General features: G+C 26.9%; 5 protein-coding genes. 4 read left to right on the top strand and 1 reads right to left on the bottom strand.

Annotated features, from left to right (window positions below; all coding sequences use genetic code 11):
* A partial coding sequence (locus ACTG3S_RS14090) for a TlpA family protein disulfide reductase (protein ID WP_439129969.1) occupies nt 1-731 on the top strand: 731 nt, incomplete at its 5' end.
* Here ACTG3S_RS14090 and ACTG3S_RS14085 read toward each other — a convergent pair.
* Entirely contained in the window at nt 728-1,087 is a 360-nt protein-coding gene (locus tag ACTG3S_RS14085) for a YraN family protein (protein ID WP_439129968.1), read from the bottom strand. The genes ACTG3S_RS14090 and ACTG3S_RS14085 overlap by 4 nt on opposite strands.
* Before the next feature lie 89 nt (nt 1,088-1,176).
* Here ACTG3S_RS14085 and ACTG3S_RS14080 point away from each other — a divergent pair, with 89 nt between their 5' ends.
* The 3 genes from ACTG3S_RS14080 to ACTG3S_RS14070 all read left to right on the top strand — a co-directional run.
* Nucleotides 1,177-1,476 carry a hypothetical protein gene (locus tag ACTG3S_RS14080; protein WP_439129967.1) on the top strand — a complete coding sequence of 100 codons (300 nt, stop codon included), beginning with the start codon at nt 1,177-1,179 and terminating at the stop codon, nt 1,474-1,476.
* 3 nt (nt 1,477-1,479) lie between these two features.
* Entirely contained in the window at nt 1,480-2,652 is a 1,173-nt protein-coding gene (locus ACTG3S_RS14075; protein ID WP_439129966.1) for a helix-turn-helix domain-containing protein, read from the top strand.
* Nucleotides 2,653-2,730: 78 nt separating this feature from the next.
* The coding region (locus tag ACTG3S_RS14070; RefSeq protein WP_439129965.1) for a serine hydrolase domain-containing protein at nt 2,731-3,393 on the top strand (663 nt) is incomplete at its 3' end.

The following is a 3,393-nucleotide window of genomic DNA, read 5'->3' as shown; positions in this document are numbered from 1 at the left end:
CTTTTTTTAACAATATGGATTTTTCTAACAACGCTCTTAAAAACTCGTCTTTTCTAGTTGATAGAATTACAGATTATGTGTTCTACGTAAATTATGCTGATGATGCAGAAGCACAACAAAAAATTTATAAAACCTCTGCAGAAAAAGTATTTTCTAAAATTGATGACCCAATATTTAAAAAAGATGTAATAGAGTTTTTAATTGGCCAATTTGAACAAAATAGGAATATAGAAATGGTAGATTATTTGTTTAAAAATTATTATGATAAACTACCCGAAACACTACAAAACAAAAAGTTTAAAGAAGAAAAATTAACTCTTTTGGCTACAGAAATTGGCAGAGTAGCTCCCAATTTTTCTTGGAATGAAAACGGAAAAAAACGAGAGTTAGCTACTTTAAATGATGCCGAAAATTATGTGTTAGTTTTTTGGAGTACAAGTTGCTCTCATTGTTTAAAAGAAATACCTGTTTTGCATAAATTTTTACAAGATAAAAAAAACATAAAAGTAGTGGCTTTTTCTATGGAAACAAATGATTTTGGTTGGAAAAGCATGAAAGTAAACCTACCAAATTGGCATCATGTTTTAGGTTTAAATAAATGGGAAAATAAAACCGCAAGAATTTACAATATTAATGCAACACCCACCTATTTTGTGTTAGATAAAAATAAAAAAATTATTGCCAAACCAGAAGAGTTAAAAGATTTAGAAGCTTTTGTAAGCAAGCTTTAGAAATACAAAAAAGCATCTTTTAGGTGTTCTATTTTTGTATTGTTTTGCTGATGCACAATTGCAATAATATCAAACCTTACCTCTACATCTAAATCTTTTTGAGTAACATAATAATCTATTGCACTCACCATTAGTTTAATTTTTTTGGGTTTTACAGCATCTTGTGGTGCTTCAAAGAAATTGGTTGATCTTGTTTTTACTTCTACAGCTACCAAAGTGTCTTTTTTTAAAGCAATAATATCTACTTCAGCTTTTAAATAACGATAGTTTTTTTCTAAGATTTTGTAATCATGTTTTAATAAAAAATCAATCGCTAGCTGTTCTCCTTTTTTACCAAGTTCGTTATGTTGCGCCATTGTGTGAATTTACAAATTATTGTTTACTTTTAGACTTTATGAATTTTTAAACATTAATCCAATATTTAGAGTTTTTAAAAACAGAATGTTTGAAGCATTCTAATGATCGGTTTTTAGATGAAAATGAATTACAGCTATTTAAACTAGAACTTAATAAATTTTTAGGGATAATATCGAAATCTAAATTTGATAAACCAATTAAAGATAAACTTAACAAACTAAATTTTGACCTTACTTTACCAAAGTTTAAAGGTTTTAATTTAATTGCTTATTTATTGAATGACCATTGGAATAATGATAGAAATATTGGGGAATTAATGTCTAAAAAATTGGTAATTATTTCCGAAGAAATAGAACATCTAATTCTTGAACTTAAAAATAACTACTAATTAATGAATTTCCCTTTTGGTTTTGGGCAAAAAAGCTCCTTACTTTTAATTTTCTTTTTCCACGGAATTGTATTCTCCTTTCTATTATTGAGAAAAGGAATTTTATACAACAACAAATCCTCAAAATGGTTAAGCTTTTTACTGTTTTTATGTGCCATGTATATTTCGCCTTATATGTTGGGTTATGCAGGTTGGTATTCAATTATTTATACAAGAGAAATTCTATACTTTGTACCTTTTATGCAAGTTTTATTAATTGGACCAGTAATTTATTTCTACACAAAAAGTTTATTAAATCCAGCTTTTAAAATCACTAAAAAAAACAGGTATCACTTTATTCCGGCTATTTTATATCTAATTTATAGCTTCATCATTTTTATTACTGATAAATTAATTTTAGACGAATTTTATTTTTATGCAGATGGTCGTGATAAAGATTTGGCAAACTGGTATCAATTTACTGGGGTAATTTCAATGATAATTTATTTAATTTTAAGTTTAAAGCATTATTCTACATATAAAAAGTTAGTTTTTAACAAAGTAAGTTTTGCAGATTCTATTTTGTTTCAATGGATTCAAAACTTTCTCATCGCATTTTTAGCAATTATTATTTTAAGAGTTTTGTTGTTTGTTTTAAATCCTGAATGGGGCGAATTTGGTAGTCAGTTTTGGCATTATATTGTATTTTCTATTGTCGTATTTTACATTTCTATAAATGGATATGCAAATGCAGTGAAAATGTCTTTTTTAAGTGATGTAAATACAGAAACTGTCAACGTATTTTCTGAACTAGAAGTCTCAGAAAAACCAAAAGAAGAGGAAATAAATAAAGAGGAAATAGAAAACTGGAAAACAAAAATTCTATATTTATTAGAAGTTGATAAAATCTACGAAAACCCAAAACTCACACTTACTGATGTTTCAAAATTGTTAGAAACCAATACCAAAACTGTTTCCAATAGTATCAATTCAGGATTTGAGATGAATTTTAACGACTTCATCAACCATTACAGAATTGAAGCTGTAAAAGAAAAATTGAAAAACGGTGATCATAAAAAATCTACTTTATTAGGTATTGCTTTTGACTGTGGATTTAATAGTAAAGCGACTTTCAACAGAGCTTTTAAAAAAAGCACGTCATTATCACCTAAAGCTTTTTTACAAAAATTAGGATAAAAATTCGTCTCAAATCAAGATTTGAAGCGATTGTACTTCCTTTATCCTTGATCTTTGTATCAAAATAAAATTATACTTATGAAAATATATATTTCTATTATTATACTTTTTTCTACAACTATTCTATTTTCTCAAGAAAATGAATTATCGAAAATCGATTCGATTTTAAATGCTAAAGTAAAACTAAATGAACCAGGAATTGCTGTTGGAATTATTAAAGAAGGAAACGTTATTTATGAGAAATATTTAGGTTTATCTAATCTACAACATCAAGTAAAATTTGATAAAAAAACAAGGTCTAACATTGCTTCTACTGCCAAACAATTTACAGCATTAATGATTTTAGATTTGAAACTCAATAAAAAATTGAGTTTAGAAGATGATATTAGAAAATACCTGCCAAAAGTATACAAGAATGTAGCTCAAAAGATTAAAGTGAGACATCTTTTAAATCATACAAGTGGCGTTCGGGATTACGTAGAATTATTAGATTTGGAAGGAGATGTTTGGTGGCAAAGATTTGGACTTGACAATGAAGATATTTTAGAGTTAATACAAAATCAAGAAGAATTAGGTTTTAAACCGGGCACTCATTACAGCTACAGTAACACCAACTATATTTTACTCACTAAAATTATTGAAGAAATATCTGGTAAAAATTTTAATGAATATTCTAAAATCTTCTTTGAAAATTTAGGAATGAAAGAAACCTCTTTCGTAGAAAAGTACATGAGTGTAATT

The organism is Polaribacter sp. (assembly GCF_965656025.1).
In the GTDB taxonomy this organism is placed as follows: Bacteria; Bacteroidota; Bacteroidia; order Flavobacteriales; family Flavobacteriaceae; genus Polaribacter.
Note: the sequence above shows the minus strand (reverse complement) of the source record. Positions and strands in the feature narration are given on the sequence as shown.